Here is a 19,751-nt window from a genome sequence, read left to right on the forward strand (position 1 = left end):
TCAGTCCTTCTTTCCGGCGATGGCGGCGCGAGCGCCGGCGTTGACCACGAAGGTCAGCACGAACAGCACCAGTCCGGCCGCGATGTAGGCGCCGGCCTGAATGTCGTTGTTGAACTCGGCGTAACCCAGGGCAATCTTCGAGGCGAGGGTGGAGCCGGTGTCGAACAGCGATCCCGAGAAGTCCTTCGTCGTGGTGCGCAGGATCATGTACAGGGCCATCGTCTCGCCGAGCGCGCGGCCGAGGCCGAGCATCGAGCCGCTGACGTAGCCGGACTTGCCGAACGGGATGACGGTGGTCTTCACGACCTCCCACTTGGTGGCGCCGAGCGCCAGCGCCGCCTCGATGTGCGCGGTCGGGGTCTGGGTGAACACCTCGCGGGTCACCGCGGTGATCACCGGAAGGATCATCACCGCGAGCACGATGCCCGCGGTGAAGATGGTGCCGCCGCCCCGCACCGAGCCGGAACCCGTCGCGAACAGCGGAATCCAGGCCAGGTTCTCGTTGAGCCACACGGCCAGCGGCCGAATCGCGGGAGCAAAGATCAGCATCCCCCACAGGCCGTAGACGATGGACGGCACCGCGGCGAGCAGGTCGATCACGTAGGCCAGCGGTTTGGCGAGCCGCTTCGGCGAGTACTGGGTGAGGAAGATCGCGATGCCCAGCGCCACCGGCATGGCCAGCACCAGCGCGAACACCGACACCATCACGGTCACCAGGAACAGGTCCAGGACGCCGAACGCCATGTGGTTGATGTCGGTGGTGACCCACTTGGTACTGGTGAGGAAGTTGACCTCATTGCGTGAGAGCGCAGGGACGGCCCGCCAGATCAGGAAGGCCCCGATCGCCCCGATCAGCACCGTGACGAACACCGCGGACCCGGTCGTCAGCGTCGTGAAGATCCGGTCGGCCGGTCGGGTGACCGTCCTCGCGGGGGCTGCGGGTGAGGAAGTGATCGGTGCCTCCGGTGCTCCGAGCGGCCCGCCCGCCCCGACCCCGGGGTCACCGGGGCCGGGTGCGGGAGGCGCCGATTGGGTGGGCGCGTCGCTCATCTGCGCTCGCAATCTTGTAGGTCTGAATATAGAGCGGTTGGTTCGAGCGGGGACACTCAGCCGATCGCGGAGATCGACGCGTTCAGCTTGTCCTTGACGGTGCCGGGCAGCGGGACGTAGCCCTGCGCGGCGAGATCGGCCTGTCCCTCGTTGGCAGCACTGGTCAGGAACGACTTCACGGCCGCCGTGGTGTCGGCGTCGTAGCCCTTCGAGCAGACGATCTCGTAGGTGGCCAGGACCAGCGGGTACGCGCCGGCCTCGGTGCTCCCGAAGATCGAGTTGAGGTCCAGCGCCAGATCGCCCGAGTTCTCGTTCTTGAACTTGGCGCCCGCGATCGCCTTGCTCGCCGCGTCGCCGGTCAGCGCGACCGCACCGGAACCGTTGTCGATCTTCGCGGCCTTGAGCTTGTTCTGGTCCGCGAACGACTTCTCCACGTAAGTGATCGACCCGGGTGCGCCGGCGACGGCCTGCGAGACACCGGCCGAACCCTTGGCACCCTCACCGACGCCGCCGACGAAGTCGGAGCCCGCGCCCTGGGTCCACGCGCCCTTCGAGGCGGTGGTCAGGTACTGCTGGAAGTTGTCGGTGGTGCCCGAGGAGTCCGAGCGCACGATCGGGACGATGGCCTCGTCTGGCAGGCTGACGCCGCTGTTCAGCGCGGCGATGGCCGGGTCGTTCCACTTCTTGATGCCGCCGTTGAAGATCTTCGCGAGGGTCTCGCCGCCCAGCGTCAGGTTGTCGACGCCGTCGAGGTTGTACGCGATCGCGATCGGCCCGAAGACGAGCGGCAGGTTCCACGCGTCGTTTCCGGCGCAGCGCGCCTTGGCGGCCGCGGCCTGGTCGCCCTTGATGGCGGAGTCCGAGCCGGCGAAGTCGATCTGCTTGGCGATGAACTGGGTGCGACCGTCACCCGAACCGCTGGGGTTGTAGGCGAGCTTGACGCTGTGGCCCTTGTCCTTGCAGACCGCGATGTACGTGGACGTGAAGGCGTCCATCGCGTTCTTCTGTGCGGAGGAACCAGCGGCCGACAGCGCTTCCTTGCCCTCGCAGGTGGCGGTGGATGCCGCACTGTTGACGGTGGTGCCGCCGGACGCCGAGTTGTTGTCGCTACCACACGCTGCCAGGGTCATGGCACCGATGGCCACCACACCGAGCACCGCAGCATTGCGCTTGAAGTTCACGCTGTTTCCTCCGGGAGGCTCAACTTATCCAGGCAGCACCGCGCCGCCCTGCCGTGAAAGGTAAGCGGGAGGGGTAGCCAGACGGTCCCAGGAGGGTGAACGGAGAATGAACACCTGCACAGATGAGCCGCAGATCACGCGGCTCCGCCGCCCGTGCGCGCGGTTCACCCCTACCGGGGTGCGCAGCGCGCACAGTTCCCGACCTCAGCCTGCCTTGGTTTCGGGGATCCGGAAGTCGGCAGCGGCGACCACGGTCGCGGCCTGCGGGTTCTTCAGCGAGGCCGCGTAGGTGTCGACGTACTCCTGGCCGGTCATCCGCATCAGCTCGTACATGATCTCGTCGGTGACCGCCCGTTCGACCCAACGGTTGCCACCCATGCCCTCGAACCGGGAGAAGTCGATCGGCTCGCCGAACTTGACCTGCACCCGCCGGCGGCGCCACCGGAACGGTCCGGGCGGGCAGACCTCGTCGGTGCCGATCACCGCGACCGGGATCACCGGCAGCCCGGTGGCCAGGGCCAGCCGGGCGATGCCGGTCTTGCCCTTGAACAGCCGGCCGTCGGGCGAGCGGGTGCCCTCCGGGAACAGGCCCACCAGCTTGCCCTGGTCGAGCAGTCGGCGGGCGGTCTCCAGCGCGGCACTCGCGGCGTCCGCGCCGCTGCGGTCGATCGGCACCTGGCCGGCGCCGGCGTAGAACGCCTTCTGCAGCGCACCCTTGAACCCGGGCGTGGTGAAGTACTCGCTCTTGGCGAGATAGGTGATGCGGCGCGGCGACGACAGGGGCGCGAAGAGCCAGTCCGCGATGGACAGGTGATTGCCGGCCAGGATCGCCGGACCGTCGGCCGGGATGTTCTCGAGTCCCTCGACCTTCGGGCGGTTGTAGAAACGGATGAAGGGTCCGACGAACACGAACTTCAACAGCCAGTAGAACATGACTACCCTTGTGCCCCTTCGTATGCGACGTCGACGTGATACCGCTCGAAGGCGAGCCGGTCGTATGTGTGCAGTGCCGCGACGTTGTCCGCCTCGGTGTAGAGGAGCACCGCGTCGAGTCCCCGATCCCGCAGGTATCGCAGGCCCGCGACAGTGAGAAGTCTACCCAGTCCACGACCCTGCGCCTCGGGTGCGATCGCGACCACGTACACCTCCCCGATCGCCGGGGAATCCGCGGTCGCGGCGTGCACCTTGGTCCAGTGGAAGCCGAGCATCGCGCCGGTCGCCGTATCGGTCGCGACGAACAAACCCTGCGGATCGAACCAGGATTCGGCCACCCGCTCGTCGATCTCGCGCTGCGTCCACGCCCCCTGCTCGGGGTGCCAGTCGAAAGCCGCGGCGTTGACCCGCAACAACTCCGCGTCGTCGGACGGACCGGCGTAGGTCCGCAGCGTCACGCCGCCCGGAACGGCGACCTCGGGCAGTGCTGGCTCCGCCAGCGGCCTTCGCAGTTGGAGCAACTCGCGGGCCGCGTGCAGACCCAGGTGGCCGGCGACCGCGCGGGCGGCAGGCAGGTCACCGTGTGCCCAGACGCGGGTGCCCGGACCGCCACGCTGCAGCGCCTCGCGAATCAGCACTCGCCCGATGCCACGACCGCGACGTGCGGGCTCCACGACCGCCTCGGCCATTGCGGGGTGCTCGCCCTGTGCCTGCTCGACGCCGGCGTAGCCGACGATCGTGTCGTCGAGGGTCCACAGCAGGTGCTCGGCACCCGACTGCCCGGTCAGCCGGTGTACGGCCTGCTCCGAGATCGGCGCGACGCCGTCGGTCGCAGCGGCGCGCTCGACCAGCCCACGGATCTGCTGCTCCTGTTCGGCGTCGAGCAGGAAGAACCAGCTCATCCCGGGCTCGGTCATCTACAGGGCCGTGCCGTTCGCGGCGGTGAGCGCCGACCCGTCCGACTCGCCCTCGTCGCGGGCAGTCGCGTCCAGTTCGTCGTTGTCGGGGGCCTCCGCCACCGGTCCCGCCTTGCGGCTGGGCCGCACGGCCTTGTAGCCGACGTTGCGAACGGTACCGATCAGCGCCTCGTACTCGGGTCCGAGCTTGGCGCGCAGTCGTCGGACGTGCACGTCGACTGTGCGGGTGCCGCCGAAGAAGTCGTAGCCCCAGACCTCCTGCAGCAGCTGAGCCCGGGTGAACACCCGCCCGGCGTGCTGCGCGAGGTACTTGAGCAGCTCGAACTCCTTGTAGGTGAGGTCGAGCGGGCGTCCACGCAGCCGCGCGGTGTAGGTGCCCTCGTCGATCACCAACTCCCCCAGGGTGATCTTGCCCGCGTTCTCCGGGGTGGCGGTACCGCCGCTGCGTCCGACCAGGAGGCGCAACCGGGCGTCCAGCTCGGCGGGCCCGGTGCCGGGCAGCAGGATGTCGTCGAGACCCCAGTCCGAATTGACCGCGACCAGCCCACCCTCGGTCAGGACCGCGACGACGGGGATGGCGGATCCGGTGCTCCCGAGCAGTCGGCACAGCCCGCGCGCAGCGGCGAGGTCGGTTCGCGCGTCGACCAGGGCGAGGTCCGCGGAGCCCGCCTCGAGCAGCGACGAGACCTCGGTCGGCGCCGGGCGCACCGTGTGCGCCAGCAGCGACAGGGAGGGCAGTACGGAGTCCGGATTCGGGTCAGAGGTCAGCAGGAGTAGCTCCACGCAGCCTTCCCCTCTCGTCGTTCATGTGCCTGAGCACGTCGATGTGCCTGAGCACGCGGCGACGGTGACGCGATACTTCGAGAACAGACTAGCGTGCCCCTGCTGGCAGCCAGTCAACCCTCGTGCGATTCGCGTCCGTCACAATGGAGACCGTGCGGAAACTGATACTCGCCCTGGCCTGCCTGTTGGCACTCGTCGTGGTCGTCGACTTCGGCGCGGCCGCCTACTCCGAGTACCGCGTTTCCCGGAGCCTGCGCGAGGGCGGCGCACTCACCTCGGACCCGGAGGTCACCGTCACGGGGTTCCCGTTCCTCACTCAGGCCGCCGCGGGCACCTACAAGCACGTCGAGATCCGCGCCCGCGGGGTGGACAGCACCGTCGTCGGCGACGTGACGGTCGAGGCCAACCTGCACGGGGCGCACGTGCCCGCCTCCGAACTCGTCAACGGCAGCGTCCGCACAATCCCCGTCGACCATCTCGACGGCCGGGTCCTGATCGAGGCCACCAACCTGGGCAAGTTCCTCGGCATTCCGGACCTGGAGGTTTCTGCTCCCCCGGCCGACAAGTCCGACGGGACCGGCGGCTCCGGCGGCTCCGGAATGACCACCGCGGGCGGCATCGTGCTCACCGGGACGGTGCCGGTGGGGCCGCTCAAGGCGACCGTCAGCGTGCAGGCAAACCTGGTGCTCGACGGCGACAACGTCAAGATCGTGGCCACCAACCTCTACTTCGGCCCCGAGGGGCATGCGGACTTCACCGTCCCCGCGGTACTCGAGCCGACCGTGCTCGGACTGTTCACCAAGAACATCGACGCCCAGCAGTTGCCGTTCGGACTGCGCCCGACCAAGGTGTACGCGCAGGGCTCACAGGTCGTCATCGAGGGCTCGGGCGACAACGTGGTGATCAACCTCGACGAAATGGTGCGGTCGTGACCGCGCTGATCGTGCTCGCCGCGGTCCTGGTGGCCGCGGCGGCAGTCGGCCTGTTCCTGCGGTCACGGGCGGGGAAGGTCCGCGCGACCGAACCCGAGGCACAGACCACCGACGTCCGGCTGCGCCTGCTCACGGAGGCCGGAGTTGCCGGCGCCGGACCGACGGTCCTGCACTTTTCCGCCGACTGGTGCGGCCCCTGCGCAGCCGTGCGCCGAGTGGTCGGGCAGACGCTGGAGAACCTGGATGCCCGCCTCGGCGTCGACGCTGTGCACGCGGTCGAGGTGGAGGTCGACATCGACGAGAACCCCGCGCTGGCACGCGAACTCGGCGTGCTGTCGCTGCCGACGACCTTCATCTTCGACGCCGCCCAGCAGCAGCGCTATCGCGTGTCGGGGGTTCCGTCGGCCGCGGACCTCGAGGCCGCCCTGGTCCCGCTGTGCGGACCCGAGGGTTCGAATCCCCCGAAAAACGGGTAGGCTCGCCCCGTGCAAACCAGCCAAGAGCTCCTGCTCACCCGACGCCGCGCAGTCGATCTGTGCCGCCTCGGCGGTTGTTGCTGTACCTGCTTCTGATCCTCACGGCCGCGCTTCGGCGCCCGCGCCCCGGCACCGAGTGCCCGAGCCCCACGCCGTGACCGATCCGGACACCGCGCCCTGTCTTTCGCATCTCACGGCATCCGTTCACACGCAGGAGCACACTCCAATGCCTACCACCGTCCCCACCACCGCGGCCCCGCACACCGCCGCCGCGGATCAGGTCGACGTTCGCGGACCCCGGTTCGCGGCGTGGATCACCACCGCAGTACTCGTCGTCGTGCTCGCGGTGTCCACCTTCTCCCCCATCGCGGCGGGCCTGCTGCTCGCCGTCCAGGCCGTCGTGTTCGCCGTCGGTGCCGCCCTCGGCCCGCGTCGCAGCCCCTACGGCCGGCTGTTCGCCCAGTTCGTGGCCCCTCGGGTGGGCCCGGCCAGCGAGCGCGAGCCGGTCGCACCGCTGAAGTTCGCCCAGCTCGTCGGCGGCGTGTTCGCCGTTGTGGGCGTCGTCGGGTTCCTGACCGGGCTGGCCCTTCTCGGTACGATCGCGACCGGCTTCGCGCTCTTCGCGGCCCTCCTCAACGCGGCATTCGGCATCTGCCTCGGATGCCAGATCTACCCGCTCGTGGCCCGCGTCCGCAGGTCGACTCCGATCCCCGCGGCGTAGCCGCACAACCCCACCGGCCTCGGCCGCACCACCACCGAAGTACCGACACAAGTCACGTACCGAAAGGACAACCATGGCTCGCTCCGACGTCCTGGTCTCAGCCGACTGGGCCGAGCAGAACCTCAACGCACCGAAGACGGTGTTCGTCGAGGTCGACGAAGACACCTCGGCCTACGAAGGCGGCCACATCGAGGGTGCAGTCCGGCTGGACTGGCGCAAGGACCTGCAGGACGGCGTCCGTCGTGACTTCCTGAACCGCGAGCAGTTCTCCGCACTGCTGTCCGCCAAGGGCATCGCGAACGACGACACCGTCGTTCTGTACGGCGGCAACAACAACTGGTTCGCGGCGTACGCGTACTGGTACTTCAAGCTGTACGGGCACCAGGACATCAAGCTGATCGACGGCGGCCGCAAGAAGTGGGAGCTCGACGGGCGTCCGCTGTCCACCGCCGAGGTCACCCGCCCGGCCACCGAGTACACGGCCGCCGAGCCGGACACCTCGATCCGCGCCTTCCGCGACGAGGTCATCAACGCGATCGGCAACAAGAACCTGGTCGACGTCCGCTCGCCCGACGAGTTCTCCGGCAAGATCCTCGCGCCGGCGCACCTGCCGCAGGAGCAGGCGCAGCAGCGTGGACACGTCCCCGGCGCCATCAACATCCCGTGGAGCACCACGGCCAACGAGGACGGCACCTTCAAGTCGGACGACGACCTGACCGCGCTGTACGCGGCCAAGGGCTTCGACGACAGCAAGGAGACCATCGCCTACTGCCGCATCGGTGAGCGCTCGAGCCACACCTGGTTCGTGCTGCAGGAGATCCTCGGCAAGTCCAACGTCAAGAACTACGACGGCAGCTGGGTCGAGTACGGCTCTCTCGTCGGCGCCCCGATCGAGCTGGAGGTTCGATAACCATGTGTGGAGCACCTGTTCAGGGTCAGACCCTGCCCGCCGGCGTTGACGTCGAGAAGGAGACCGTGATCACCGGTCGCGTGCTGGCCGCCGACGGCCAGCCGGTCGGCGGCGCGTTCGTGCGTCTGCTCGACGGCACCGGCGAGTTCACCGCCGAGGTCGTGGCCTCCGGCACCGGCGACTTCCGGTTCTTCGCCGCACCCGGCACGTGGACCGTGCGAGCGCTGTCCAGCACCGGCAACGGCGATTCCACGATCAGCCCGGAGGCCAACGGCCTCCACAGCGTGGACATCACCGTCAGCAAGTAGCGCCTCCGGCGCCTGTGCGCGCAGTGCACCCCGACCGGGGTGAACCGCGCGCACAGTTGAGGCCCCGCACCGTCACCGGTGTGGGGCCTTTCTGCGTCCCGGCCCGGCTCGGCGCACCCCGGGCGCGACCGCCCCGGACCCCGGTTTAGACTGTCCCCGTGGTCATCTTCTTCGAGGTGCTGCTGGTTCTCGCAGCGATCCTGATTACTTGGTTCTCGCTCTACGTCGTGTACCGCTTGGTCACCGACAAGCCGTGAGCCAGTCCGGCGACGGGGACACCGTCGGCTCCAAGGACGACGCGTCCGCGACCGCGGGTGACGCCGGCGTTTCCGCCGAGCAGTCCGTCCGTCGCGGCAGCGGCGACCAGGCGGTAGCCGACGCGGTCGAGCGTGCCAAGGACACCGCCGCACGCAACATTCCCGTGCTGCCGGACCTGCCGCTACCCGAGGAAACCGCGAACCTGCGACTCGGACCGGACCTGAACCCCGGAATGCTCGCCCTGCTGCCGCTGGTCGGCGTCTGGCGCGGCGAGGGTGAGGCCAGTCATCCCGAGTCCGGCGACTACCGCTTCGGCCAGCAGATCGTGGTCTCGCACGACGGCGGCAACTTCCTCGCGTGGGAATCCCGGTCGTGGCGACTGGACACCGACGGCGAGTACGTCGGCCCGGACCTGCGCGAGAGCGGCTTCTGGCGGGTCGCCGGCGACGGCATCCCCGGCAGCGTCGACGAGGAGGTCGTCGAGTTGCTGCTCACGCACAGCTCCGGCGTCGTCGAGCTGTACTACGGGCAGGCACTGACCCAGTCGAGCTGGGAACTGGCCACCGACGTCGTCATCCGCAGCAAGCAGGGTGCGCTGGTCGGCGGCGCCAAGCGTCTGTACGGCATCGTCGAGGGCGGCGACCTCGCGTACGTCGAGGAACGCATCCTCGCCGACGGCCCACTGAAGCCGCACCTGTCCGCGCGCCTGTCCCGCTACATCGGATAGCAGCGCCTCCGGCGCCCGTGCGCGCGGTTCACCCCGACTGGGGTACTCCGCGCGCACAGTTCATGGATATCCACAGCCTTCGATTCATCCACAGGGGCCGTCTCCCGCGTCCCGCCGGGCACGCATCGTGTCGGTCGTGGCCGTCATCGTCCCGACATGACCACACCCGACCTCCAGCAGTTGCTCGACACCCAGCACGGACTGATTTCCGCGCCCCAGGCCGCGGCGCACGGCTACACCCGCAAACACGTGCAGTACCTCCTCGAGTCCGGGCAGTGGCAGAGGCCGCTGTTCGCCGTCTACGCCGCGACCACCGGACCGTTGACCCGGCCGATGATTCTGCGTGCCGCACTGCTCTACGGCGGAGGCGCCGCAGTCCTGAGCCACGACACCGCTGCCGAGGAATGGGGCATGGTTCCCGTCGCCCCTGACGCACCCGTCCACCTCACGGTGCCGTACGGTCGCTCGGCGCACAGCCAGCCTCCGACGACCATCCGAGTCCCGATCCGTCCGCACGAGCCAGTCCCTCGGATCGGCGAGGTACTGCATCCAGGCGTCGTGATACACCGGTCGCGCGCCTTCGACCACATCGCCGTCCCCACCGATCCGCCACGAACATCGCTCGCCGACACCGCCCTCGACCTCGCCGTCGCGATGCCCAGCGCGCGGCAGGCCTACGGGTCGATCGTCGCGAGCGTGACGAATGGGCGAATCGGCCTGTCCCAGATGCGAACCCGCATCGAGAAGCGCAAGCCGCGACGCTACAACAGGGCGATCGAGGATGCCTGTTCGATGGTCGCCGGCGGCATCCAGTCGGTGCTCGAACTCCACTACGCACTGGACGTCGAGCAGGCCCACGGACTTCCCGCGGGCGATCGACAGGGGCCGGTGAACGTCGACGGGGCGACCCTCTACGAGGACGTCCGGTACGCCGTGCTCGGCGCCGACCTCATCGTCCGACTCGACGGCCACAGGTGGCATTCGTCGCGAAAGGTGAAGCGGCGCGACCGTCGACGCACGAACGCGGCAACCCTGGTCGGTGTCGACCAGTTCGTGTACGGCTGGGAAGAGGTTCACGACGAGGCCTGCATGGTGGCCGGCGAAGTGCGGACCATCCTCGAACGCGGCGGGTGGCGTGGCCTCAACCCGTGCCCGAACTGTGCGCGCGAAATACCCCGGGTGGGGTGAACGGCGCGCACAGGCGCGGAGCGCCGAACGACCCCCGAGCCATACCGCGCGACGGACGCTTGTCGTCGTGCGGTCCCGGTCGGAATTACCGGGGGCTCGGGGGCCGGGTGACTGCCTGAGATTCGCCAGCCGCAGACGCGCACGGAGCACCCTTCTGCTCCGCAGGCTCCGCTCTCGCGAATTCCACTCAGCGGTAGCGGCTAGCGGACAGCCACCTCACGCGTCCTGTAGTTCTTCAACTTCAGACCACCTCCTTCCTCGTGTACCGACGAAAGTACGCCCGCCGTCGGCACCGCGCAATCGATTAAATTCGGCGCCCTGCCAGCGGGGATACGCTTCTACACCGGTGCGGAACCTGCTTCGCCGAAGGTGTGCCAGTAGTCCGCGAACCGGCTGCGCACGGTGGGGTCGCTGACGGTCCCGCCCGGCCCGACCGCCTCCCGGGGCACCGGCAACTCGATACACGCACGTTCACGAAGGTCGACGTCGACGTAACCGAGCACCGTGCGGAGCGCGTCGGCGGCCCCTCGTCCGCGACCGGTCGCGGCGACGTTGATCCACGCCGCGGGCCTGCCCGTCATCTCGGTGCCCCCGACCGTCCAGTCGAGCAGGTTCTTGAGACTGCCTGGCAGGGTGCCCGCGTACTCCGGGGTGCAGAAGACGACGCCGTCCGTCGACGCGATGGCCCGGCGGAGGTCCGCCACCGCGGGCGGGAGCGGATCGGTGTCGTCGTCGGGGTTGAACATCGGCAGCGTCGCCAGGCCCTCGTACACCACGGCGCTCGACCCTGCCGGCGCCTCCTCGCGCAGCGTCGCGAGGGCGGCACCGTTAGTGGATCCCGCCCGGGTACTGCCCGAGATCAACAACAGTCGCATCGGCGTCCTCCGAATCGGCGCCCGCGCACCGGGTCACGAGGGTCGACGTTACCGCCCGACCGACGGGCCACCGGAACCGGAATGAACTGTGCGCGTTCGGTACCCCGACCGGGGTGAACGGCGCGCACGGGCGGCGGAGCCGCGATCAGCAGGTGGACGGGGCGGGATCGCCGCGGAAGCGGCCCTCCATCCAATCGATGGCCTGCGGCAGACCGAGGACCGCCGCGGACAGGTGATCCGGAGTCGGCGTGAGCAGCGACTGCACTGGTGTCCCCGCAGCGCAGTAGCGGTGCAGGGTGTTGTCGATGGCGTCGACCGGGATCAGGCCGTCGATCGGGCTGTGCCACTCGAAGATCGGCGCTTTCGGGATGCCCGGGTACAGCTCGAGGCTGTTCTCGTCCATCACTTTCCACGCCGCCGGATCGTCCATGAAGTTCTGCTTGTCGGTCATCTGCGCCGCGCTGCGGCCGATGCCCCAGAACATGATCTCGTTGGTGCAGCCGTTGCCGATCCGCTCCTGGAGCTCACGACCCTGGTCGTTGAGCAGGGCCGTGACGTTCATCCGGTCGGGGTACTCGCGCTCGAGGCCCAGCGCGGCCGCCATCGCGAGACCGAACGCCGGGTGCGGATTGGTGCCCAGCGCCGAGGCCATCTTCCCCAGGTTCATCGGCACACCGCCCTCGGCCGCACCGACGATGTTCAGTTCGGGTGCGTAGGTCGGCGCCAGCGCGGCCGCCCACGCGGTCGCCATTCCGCCGCCGGAGTATCCGCCGAGGCCGACCTTGCTGTGCGTCACCTGCAGTTCCGGCACCCGCTGTACCGCGCGGATGCCGTCGAGGGTGATCTGGCCGCCGAGCTTGGCTGCGCCGTAGGCCATCCGCGGGCCGAGGTGGTCCGGAAGCGCGACCGCCCAGCCACGGGCCAGTGCGATGTTCAGGCCGGGTGCCTCCCGGATCTGGGTGAACCAGTCCGTCGTGTAGAGCTCGGTGGCGATCTTGCACTTGTTGCCGAGCGCATTGATGATGTGCTGGTACGACATCAGCGGAGCGTCGGGAACGTGGTTCGGGGGCATCAGGAAGGTCGTGTTCGCCGCCATCGGCCTGCCCTCGGAATCCGTTGTCCGGAACAGCAGTTCCCACACCGCACTGCCGGGGAAGTACAGATTCGGAGGCATCTGCCGGATCTTGAGTACATCGCCGGGGGCGTGCGCGGCGAGATCGGGCGGTGCACTGAAGAACGGGTCCGGGTCCGCGACCGGATAGATCGGCAGAGCGGCAGCGCTGCCCACCCCCACCGTCGCGACTGCCAGCGTCGACGCCAATCCGACCACGATGCCGCCGACCAGCCTGCGAATCAACGTTCCCATGGACCACTCCCCAGTCATCAGGACGTTCGATCGAGCATGTCGCGAGAACTATGCCAGGGCGCCCGGACCGCTCACCGGTTTTTCTGTCACTGCTTGGTCTCGACGACGCCAGGTTCGGTCTCGATTCGGTCACGCCCGCCGGGCGTCGCCGACCCGCCGACGCCGACCTCGAACACCCGGTCGGCGCCGCTCTCGCTCGGCAACTGATGGGTCACCACGACCACCGACCGGCCCGGGCCGACGAGAGTCCCGCCGCGATCGAGCAGGGCCCGCAGGATCGCGTCGCCGTCCTCCGCGTCGAGGTGCTCGGTCGGCTCGTCCAGCAGCAGCACGCTCGCCGGCGAGACCAGCGCCCGCGCCAGCAGCAGTCGTCGGCGCTGGCCACCCGACACCGATCGTCCGCCCGCGGCCAGCGTGGTGTGCACGCCGTCGGGCAGCTCTTCGACCCACGTACCGAGCCCGACCGCCGTCAGCGCGGCGAGTGCCGCGGCTTCGTCCAGGTCGCCGCGCGCCACCCGCAGGTTCTCGAGCAGGGACGTGTCGAACAGGTGCGCGTCCTCCGCGAAGAACCCGACCTCCCGCCGCAGCGACACCGGGTCGATCCGGCCGACGGCGTCCCCGTTGACCGTCACGGTGCCACCGCGCGGGGCGAGCAGTCCCGCCAGCGTCATCAGCAGCGTGGTCTTGCCCGCCCCGCTGGGCCCGACGATCGCGACGCGCGCGCCGGGCGGCAGGTCCAGGTCCAGCGGCGCGGTCTCCGATCCGCGCATCCGTTCGGCCGTGGGCCAGCCGCACCGCACCGACTCCGCACGCAGGTGGACCGGCGCGCTCAGCTCGACACCGCCTGCGGGACCGGCATTTTCGCCCGACCGGTCGAGCAGGTCCAGTATCCGCACCGCGGCCAGGCGGGCCCGCGTCAATGCGACCGCCGCCGCGGGCAACGCGGAGGTCGCCTCGAATGAGGCGAGCGGGACGAGGACCAGGATCGCCAGCGACATCGGCGTCATCGCGCCCGGCGAACCACCCTCCGTTCCGTACAGGGTGATGCCGATCAGCAGCGAACCGAGCACACTGGCCCCGATCGCGAGCGGGGTCGCGGCCCCGGCGAACGCGGACGGTGTCGCCGCCCGGTCGGTGGCCCGGACCACCTCGCCGTCCCAGCCGCGGGCCCGCAGGACGGTCTCGTCCAGCCGGCCCGCCACCCGTAGTTCCGCGGCGTGGTCGAGGGCGAGGACCGCGGTCTCGGCGAACCGCGCCGACGCCAGCGCGCCGTCCGCCTCGGCCATCCGGGCGGCCCGCGCGGACAGCATCGGCGCCAGCACGCCGGACACGGCGAGCGCGATCGCGAGCACCAGGGCGGCCGCGGGTGAGATCAGCGCCAGCCCGACGACGGCCGCGACCGCCAGCACGACCGACACCGCCATCGGGATCAGCGCCCGCACCACCACGTCACCGAGCGCGTCGACGTCCGCACCGGTGCGCGCGAGCAGGTCACCGCGGCGAAGCCCGGCGACCGCGGCCGGGTCCCCGGCGGCGAGCCTGCGGTAGATCCCCGCCCGGGCCGCGACGGTGCCGCGCAGCGCGGCGTCGTGGGTGGCGAGGCGTTCGAGGTACCGGAACAGGCCGCGCGAGATGCCGAGCGCACGCACTGCCACCACCGCGACCGACAGGTCGAGCACCGGCGGCATCTGCCATGCCCGGGTGATCAGCCACGCGGACAGTGCGGCCAGTGCGAGGGCGCTGCCCAGGGTCGCCACGCCCGCCGCGACGGCAGCCAGGACGCGTCGTGGGTTCAGCTCGAGCAGCCGCAGGGCGCGCAACAACGGGTCGCGGGTCATGCGGGCACTCCCGAGTCGGAGGCGACGGTCACCACGGTGTCGCCCGCGGCGAGGACGGTCGGGCGGTGCCCGACCATCACCACGGTGGCCCCGCGAGCCGCCAGTGCGCGCACCGAGGCGAGCACCCGCGCCTCCGTCTCCGGATCGAGGTGGGCGGTCGGTTCGTCGAGCAGCACCAGGCGTGAGTCGGAGAGCAACAGCCGGGTCAGCGCCAGGCGCTGCCGCTGACCGAGCGACAGGCCGAGTCCGCCCACACCGACGCGGGTGTCCCAACCGTCGGGCAGCTCTGCCAGCACCTGATCGAACCCCGTTGCCGCGCACGCCTTGTCCACCAGTTCGGGGTGCGCGTCGAGCGGTCCGGTGAGGTCGAGGTTCTCGCGCAGGGTCCCGGGGATCAGCACCGGATGCTGCGGCAGCCAGGTCAGTTCGCGCCACCACCTCACACGGTCGAGATCGCGCACCGGGGTTCCGCCGACCGTCACCTCACCCTCGTCGGGTTCGGCCAGTCCGAGGATCAGTTGCAGCGCGGTGGATTTCCCGGCCCCGTTCGCGCCGGTGAATACGGTGACCCGAGCGGCCTCGAGCGTCGCGTCGAGACCGCGCGGCGCCGAACCCGCACGGGTACGGACGCCGACCCCGCGCAGCACGACCGGCCCGGCCGGTACCGCCGACATCGCGGCGCGACCGGATTCGCTGTGCTCGTCGAGGACCCCGAACGCCTTGTCCGCCGCGGCCATTCCGTCGTCGGCGGCGTGGAACTGGGCACCGACCATCCGCAGCGGCAGGTACACCTCGGGCGCGAGGACCAGTGCGATCACACCGGCACGCAGGCCCATGTCACCGAACACCAGCCGCAGCCCGATGCTCACCGCCACGAGCGCGACCGACAGGGTCGCGAGCAGTTCGAGCACCATCGAGGACAGGAAGGCCACCCGCAGCGAGGCCATCGTCGTACGCCGATGTGCGTCGCCGAGTTCGCGCACGCGCCTCTCGGGACCCCGCTCGCGTCCCAGTGCCCGCAGCGTCGGCAGCCCGGCCAGCAGGTCCAGCAGCTGCGCCGACAGCGCCGTCATCGTCTTCAGCGAGGCCGCGGCCCGGCCCTTGGTGAGCAGTCCGACGAGGATCATGAAGATCGGGATCAACGGCAGTGTGATCACGACGACGACCGCGGACGTGGTGTCCACGAACAGGATCACCAGCAGTGTCAGCGGGGTGACGGTGACCGCGAGCAGCAGCGCGGGCAGGTACCCGGTGAGGTAGGCGCGCAGCCCCTCGATGCCACGGGTCAGGACGGTGGCAACTTCGTCGCGCCGCGGGTCGAGTTCGCGTGAAGGCAGCGCGGTCGCCGCGGTGAGCACCTCGGCGCGCAGTTCGCCGATCACCCTCGACGCCGACCGGTGCGCGTACCGGGTGTGTGCCCACGTCGCCACCGTCCGCACCGCGATCGCGCAGGCCAGCACGATCAGTTCTGCGCTCCAGGCGCCGACCGAACGTGCGGTCGGGTCGGTGATCACACCGGCCAGCACGGTCCCGATCATCAACGCCGAGACCACGACGGTGGCCGTGACGACCAGCGAGAGAACGACGGTGAGAACGAGGTACCCGCGAGCCGAACGCGAGTACTGCCACAACCGGGGGTCCACCGGGCCGCGCCTGCGGGTCTGCGGTGCGGGCGCGGCCGGTGCGTCGAGCGACATCTAGCGCGACTTCAGGGGCAGACCGATCGACGGCGGGATGTGCGCGGTCGAAATACGCTGGCGGAACACCCAGTACGTCCAGCCCTGGTAGATGATCACCACGGGCGTCATGAACGCGGCGGCCCAGGTCATCACCTTCAGCGTGTACGGGCTCGACGAGGCGTTGTAGATGGTCAGGCTGTAGGCGTCGTCGGTGGTCGAGGGCATCAGGTACGGGTACAGCGAACCGAACAGCAGTGCCACCGCGGCGATCACCGCGACGGTGGTGAGCGCGAACGCCCAGCCCTCGCGCGCCTTCGCGGTGAGCGCGACCACCCCGACCAGTGCGGCCGCCGCGACGGCGACCAGGATCCAGGTCCAGCCCTTGCCGTGCGCGAGCTGCGTCCACAGCGCGAACGCACCGGCCACCACGACTGCCGGGATGGACAGTCGCGCAGCAACTTTCACCGCGTCCTCACGCACCTCCCCGGATGTCTTCAGGGCGAGGAACACCGCCCCGTGCAGCGCGAACACGATGGCCGTGGTCGCCCCGCCGAGCAGAGCGTACGGATTGAGCAGCTCGAAGAACGAGGACGTGACCTTCTTGTTCTCGTCGATTCCCACGCCCCGGACGATGTTCGCGAACGCCACGCCCCACAGGACGGCAGGCACCCAGGAGCCGATCATGATGCCGAGGTCGGCGCGGGCCCGCCACGTCGGGTCGTCGATCTTGCCGCGCCACTCGATCGCGCAGATCCGCAGGATCAGCGCCACCAGGATCAGCAGCAGCGGTAGGTAGAAGCCGGAGAACAGCGTCGCGTACCACTCCGGGAACGCCGCGAACAGTGCGCCGCCCGCGGTGATCAGCCACACCTCGTTGCCGTCCCACACCGGACCGATCGTGTTGAGCAGCACCCGCCGTCGGGTGTCGGTCCGCCCGAGCACCGGGAACAACATGCCGACACCGAAGTCGAAGCCCTCCAGCACGAAGTAGCCGATGAAGAGCACCGCGATGGCAATGAACCAGAATTCCTGCAGTCCCATGGCCGGCTCCTAGTAGGCGAACGAGAGTTGCTTGGGGGTGCCCGAGTCGTCGGGTTCGGGTGGGCCCTCGCCCGGCGGGTGCGCATCGTGCGGCAGTGGGCCCTCGATGGCGTAGCGGCGGATCAGCCAGAACCAGACCACGCCCAGCGCCGCGTACAGGACGGTGAACACGATCAGCGAGGTCCAGACCAGCGCGGTCGGGTGGTCGGACACGCCCTGGTTCACCATCAGCCGGATCTGGTCCACGCCGGTGGGATTCGGCGCCACCACCCAGGGCTGGCGACCCATCTCGGTGAACACCCAGCCGGCGCTGTTGCCGAGGAACGGCGTCGGGATCATCAGGATCGACAGCCAGCCGAACCACTTCTTGTCGGGTACGCGGCCACCGCGGGTCATCCACAGCCCGACCACCGCGAGCAGCGCCGAGCCGGCCGCCCAGCCGATCATCGCGCGGAAGGTCCAGTAGGTGACGAACAGGTTGGGCTTGTAGTTACCCGGGCCGTACTGCGCTTCCATCCGGGCCTGGATCTCGGTGACGCCCTCGACGGTGGCGTTGAAGTCGTTCTTCGCCAGGAAGGAGGTCAGACCGGGGACCGTGATGAGGTGGGTGATGTTGTCGCAGTTGTTGTGAGTGCCGACGGTGAGGATCGAGAATCCGGCGCCGGTCTCGGTGTGGCACAGCGACTCCGCGGAGGCCATCTTCATCGGCTGCTGCTCGAACATGAGCTTGCCCTGGATGTCGCCGGTGATCGCGAGGGCGACTCCCGAGGCGACCATCACCCACAGCGCGAAGATCGTGACGGGCCGGAACATGGTGCGCGCGGCGGACTCCCGCTCGGCGGCGACCGCGGTGTCCGTGGTCTCCTTCGCCTTTCGCATGTTGCGCACCATCCACCATCCACCGATGCCCGCGACGAAGGTGCCCGCGGTCAGGAACGCTCCGGCCACGACGTGCGGGAAGGCCGCCAGCGCAGTGTTGTTGGTCAGCAGGGTCCAGATACTCGTGAGCTCCGCGCGCCCCTTCTCCGGGTTGTAGACCGCCCCGACCGGGTGCTGCATGAACGAGTTGGCCGCGATGATGAAGAATGCCGACGCGTTGACGCCGATCGCGACGAGCCAAATGGTCGCCAGGTGAACGAGTTTCGGAAGCCGGCCCCAGCCGAAGATCCAGAGCCCGATGAAGGTGGACTCGAGGAAGAACGCGACCAGACCCTCGAGCGCGAGGGGCGCGCCGAACACGTCGCCGACGAACCGGGAGTATTCGCTCCAGTTCATCCCGAACTGGAACTCCTGCACGATCCCGGTGGCGACGCCGAGCGCGAAGTTGATGAGGAACAGCTTGCCGAAGAACTTGGTCAGTCGGTACCAGTGGTCCTTCTTGGTGACCACCCACATCGTCTGCATGACGGCGATCAGCGGCGCGAGACCGATGGTCAGGGGCACCAGAATGAAGTGGTAGACCGTCGTGATTCCGAACTGCCAGCGTGAGACATCCAGTGCGTCCATGGCTACTCCCAGACAGGGCCCGTTGGACAGGCTTGCCGGCACTGAGTCGTGGGCTGACGCCTCAGTCCCGTTTCACAAGGTAACGCCCGCGGCGCGGTGCCGCAGAGCTTTATCTACTACGTAATGTAGTAGTCATGTCAACTCGAGAAGGAGGCCACGCGGAGGGCGTCAGGCGGCGTCCTGCTCGGCGCCCACGGTCTCCGCGGCCAGGTCAACGAGGGTGGACAACTCCTCGGCGATCTCCGGAGCAGGCAACGACAACCCGTTGAGCGTGTGCACCCGTGCGGCGAGAGTCACACTCGACAGCAGCCAGAGTCCGTCCGCGAGAATGAGATCCGCGGGCCGCAACGGCTCCACCCGACAGCTGAACCGGTGCGCGCTCGCGGTCTCGTAGAGCGCCTGCTGCGTGGTCCCGGGCAGGATTCCGTGTTCGACGGGCGGGGTGATCAGGGTGCGTCCACGCGAAATCAGCACGGTCGACCTCGGCCCCTCGAGGACGAGACCCTCGCTGCTGGTGAAGATCACGTCGTCCACCCCGAGCGAATGGGCGTGTCGCAGCGCCGCCATGTTCGTCGCGTAGGACAACGTCTTGGCGCCCAGCAACTGCCACGGCGCCGTCGCCGCGACGTCCACCGAGTAGCCGCGGGCCAGGGTGCACACCGAGATTCCGTCCCGTCGGGCGCCGGCGACCCGCTCGGCGACCGGGCCGACGGTGAGATAGCCGGTCGGACCGCCGCCGCTCTCGCGGCCGCGACTGAGCACCAGGCGCATGACGCCCTCGCGGTCGCTGCCCCATTCCTCGAGCGCCAACCCGACCGCGATCCGCCAGTCGTCGAGGTCCGGCACCGGCAGGTCCAACGCCGCCGCCGACGTACGCAGCCGCGCCAGGTGGAGTTCGATCGTGCACGGGGAGCCGTCGCGAACCAGGACGGTCTCGAAGACCCCGTCGCCGCGCACCGCGGCCAGGTCGTCTGCGTACAGCAGTGGGACGTCGGGGTCGTGCACGGTGCCGTCCAGGGTCACCAGAACCTGATCAACCATGACTCCAGCCTATCGACGCCC

At 69.4% G+C, this 19,751-nt stretch carries 20 protein-coding genes; 8 read left to right on the forward strand and 12 right to left on the reverse strand.

Annotated features, from left to right (window positions below; translation table 11 throughout):
- The 5 genes from pstC to FK531_RS06305 form a co-directional block, all read right to left on the reverse strand.
- On the reverse strand, window positions 1-1,050 hold the full coding sequence (gene pstC / locus FK531_RS06285) for a phosphate ABC transporter permease subunit PstC (RefSeq protein WP_142096378.1): 1,050 nt from the start codon (window positions 1,048-1,050) through the stop codon (window positions 1-3).
- 56 nt (window positions 1,051-1,106) lie between these two features.
- Window positions 1,107-2,231, reverse strand: coding sequence for a phosphate ABC transporter substrate-binding protein PstS (gene pstS / locus FK531_RS06290; RefSeq protein ID WP_142096381.1), 1,125 nt, complete (start codon window positions 2,229-2,231; stop codon window positions 1,107-1,109).
- Window positions 2,232-2,435: 204 nt separating this feature from the next.
- Window positions 2,436-3,164 carry a lysophospholipid acyltransferase family protein gene (locus FK531_RS06295; RefSeq protein WP_142096383.1) on the reverse strand — a complete coding sequence of 243 codons (729 nt, stop codon included), beginning with the start codon at window positions 3,162-3,164 and terminating at the stop codon, window positions 2,436-2,438.
- 2 nt (window positions 3,165-3,166) lie between these two features.
- Window positions 3,167-4,081, reverse strand: a complete 915-nt coding sequence (gene mshD, locus FK531_RS06300) for a mycothiol synthase (protein ID WP_435531019.1) — start codon at window positions 4,079-4,081, stop codon at window positions 3,167-3,169.
- The gene (locus tag FK531_RS06305; protein ID WP_142096386.1) at window positions 4,082-4,864 is read right to left on the reverse strand and encodes a winged helix-turn-helix transcriptional regulator; all 783 of its coding nucleotides are present in this window, start codon (window positions 4,862-4,864) and stop codon (window positions 4,082-4,084) included.
- A 152-nt stretch (window positions 4,865-5,016) separates the two neighbouring features.
- On the opposite strand from FK531_RS06305, the gene FK531_RS06310 reads away from it, so the two are divergent.
- The 8 genes from FK531_RS06310 (at window position 5,017) to FK531_RS06340 (ending at window position 10,384) form a co-directional block, all read left to right on the forward strand.
- Window positions 5,017-5,796 (forward strand): LmeA family phospholipid-binding protein, encoded by a 780-nt coding sequence (locus FK531_RS06310; protein WP_181762842.1) that lies wholly within the window; start codon window positions 5,017-5,019, stop codon window positions 5,794-5,796.
- On the forward strand, window positions 5,793-6,272 hold the full coding sequence (locus tag FK531_RS06315) for a thioredoxin family protein (protein WP_142096392.1): 480 nt from the start codon (window positions 5,793-5,795) through the stop codon (window positions 6,270-6,272). The genes FK531_RS06310 and FK531_RS06315 overlap by 4 nt, the downstream gene beginning before the upstream one ends.
- 9 nt (window positions 6,273-6,281) lie before the next feature.
- Window positions 6,282-6,368 carry a putative leader peptide gene (locus FK531_RS22955; RefSeq protein WP_354003506.1) on the forward strand — a complete coding sequence of 29 codons (87 nt, stop codon included), beginning with the start codon at window positions 6,282-6,284 and terminating at the stop codon, window positions 6,366-6,368.
- A 130-nt stretch (window positions 6,369-6,498) separates the two neighbouring features.
- Window positions 6,499-6,993, forward strand: coding sequence for a DUF4395 domain-containing protein (locus FK531_RS06320; protein ID WP_142096394.1), 495 nt, complete (start codon window positions 6,499-6,501; stop codon window positions 6,991-6,993).
- 73 nt (window positions 6,994-7,066) lie between these two features.
- Window positions 7,067-7,903 (forward strand): sulfurtransferase, encoded by an 837-nt coding sequence (locus FK531_RS06325; protein WP_142096397.1) that lies wholly within the window; start codon window positions 7,067-7,069, stop codon window positions 7,901-7,903.
- Between the two features lie 2 nt (window positions 7,904-7,905).
- Window positions 7,906-8,211, forward strand: coding sequence for a DUF1416 domain-containing protein (locus tag FK531_RS06330; RefSeq protein WP_142096400.1), 306 nt, complete (start codon window positions 7,906-7,908; stop codon window positions 8,209-8,211).
- 253 nt (window positions 8,212-8,464) lie between these two features.
- Window positions 8,465-9,196 carry a heme-binding beta-barrel domain-containing protein gene (locus FK531_RS06335; protein ID WP_142096402.1) on the forward strand — a complete coding sequence of 244 codons (732 nt, stop codon included), beginning with the start codon at window positions 8,465-8,467 and terminating at the stop codon, window positions 9,194-9,196.
- 156 nt (window positions 9,197-9,352) lie between these two features.
- The gene (locus FK531_RS06340) at window positions 9,353-10,384 is read left to right on the forward strand and encodes a type IV toxin-antitoxin system AbiEi family antitoxin domain-containing protein (RefSeq protein WP_142096405.1); all 1,032 of its coding nucleotides are present in this window, start codon (window positions 9,353-9,355) and stop codon (window positions 10,382-10,384) included.
- A gap of 338 nt (window positions 10,385-10,722) precedes the next feature.
- On the opposite strand, the gene FK531_RS06345 is transcribed toward FK531_RS06340, so the two are convergent.
- From FK531_RS06345 to FK531_RS06375, 7 genes are all read right to left on the reverse strand, one after another.
- Window positions 10,723-11,259, reverse strand: coding sequence for an NADPH-dependent FMN reductase (locus tag FK531_RS06345; protein WP_142096408.1), 537 nt, complete (start codon window positions 11,257-11,259; stop codon window positions 10,723-10,725).
- A gap of 145 nt (window positions 11,260-11,404) precedes the next feature.
- Window positions 11,405-12,625: a lipase family protein gene (locus FK531_RS06350; RefSeq protein ID WP_142096411.1), complete on the reverse strand. Its 1,221-nt coding sequence runs from the start codon at window positions 12,623-12,625 to the stop codon at window positions 11,405-11,407.
- An 86-nt stretch (window positions 12,626-12,711) separates the two neighbouring features.
- Window positions 12,712-14,463: a thiol reductant ABC exporter subunit CydC gene (gene cydC, locus FK531_RS06355; RefSeq protein WP_142096414.1), complete on the reverse strand. Its 1,752-nt coding sequence runs from the start codon at window positions 14,461-14,463 to the stop codon at window positions 12,712-12,714.
- The gene (gene cydD / locus FK531_RS06360) at window positions 14,460-16,160 is read right to left on the reverse strand and encodes a thiol reductant ABC exporter subunit CydD (protein WP_142096417.1); all 1,701 of its coding nucleotides are present in this window, start codon (window positions 16,158-16,160) and stop codon (window positions 14,460-14,462) included. The genes cydC and cydD overlap by 4 nt, the downstream gene beginning before the upstream one ends.
- Window positions 16,161-17,183: a cytochrome d ubiquinol oxidase subunit II gene (gene cydB, locus FK531_RS06365; RefSeq protein WP_142096420.1), complete on the reverse strand. Its 1,023-nt coding sequence runs from the start codon at window positions 17,181-17,183 to the stop codon at window positions 16,161-16,163.
- A 9-nt stretch (window positions 17,184-17,192) separates the two neighbouring features.
- Window positions 17,193-18,689 (reverse strand): cytochrome ubiquinol oxidase subunit I, encoded by a 1,497-nt coding sequence (locus FK531_RS06370; protein ID WP_142096423.1) that lies wholly within the window; start codon window positions 18,687-18,689, stop codon window positions 17,193-17,195.
- Window positions 18,690-18,857: 168 nt separating this feature from the next.
- Entirely contained in the window at window positions 18,858-19,730 is an 873-nt protein-coding gene (locus FK531_RS06375; protein WP_142096426.1) for an aminodeoxychorismate lyase, read from the reverse strand.
- Between the last annotated feature and the right edge of the window lie 21 nt (window positions 19,731-19,751).

Source organism: Rhodococcus spelaei, from assembly GCF_006704125.1.
Classification (GTDB): domain Bacteria; phylum Actinomycetota; class Actinomycetes; order Mycobacteriales; family Mycobacteriaceae; genus Rhodococcus_G; species Rhodococcus_G spelaei.